This is a genomic window from Seonamhaeicola marinus (assembly GCF_008085455.1).
In genome coordinates this window covers 1-458 of record NZ_VSDQ01000050.1, presented here as the reverse complement: position 1 = coordinate 458, position 458 = coordinate 1, and the positions used below count along the sequence as shown (strand labels likewise).

Here is a 458-nt window from a genome sequence, read left to right as displayed (position 1 = left end):
CTTGGTTGTAATGCGGCACTACCTGATACTAATGTACCAAGGTTGCCACCTAAGCCTTCTTTCCATTTGCTAAAAATAAGTTTTCTGGCAATTTTTAGTTTAAATTCGTACCACCACCCGTTGGCGCCGTAGGGTTCAAATTTTAAGCCTAAATTTACAGCCCAAAAAAACAGGGCTTTTTTTATGCCAGTTAGTTCTGTGCCTTTTGCAATAATTTTATCGTATACTTTTTCATAAAGTCTAGGAACGGCGGTCATTACATTAGGTTTAATTTCTTTTAAATTATCACTAATGGTTTCAATACTTTCGGCAAAGTAAATTTCAATACCGCAAAATTGATATAAATAAAGTATCATACGCTCAAAAACATGGCACACTGGTAAAAAGCTTAGTGCTTTGGCTTTACCGTTTTCCATGGGCACACGTGGTGAACTATCAATAACATTTGAAACTAAGTT

The 458-nt window shown here is 35.6% G+C and carries 1 protein-coding gene; it reads right to left on the bottom strand.

Annotated elements, in window-relative coordinates:
* The coding region (locus FUA24_RS00320; RefSeq protein WP_148539587.1) for an AMP-binding protein at positions 1-458 on the bottom strand (458 nt) is incomplete at both ends.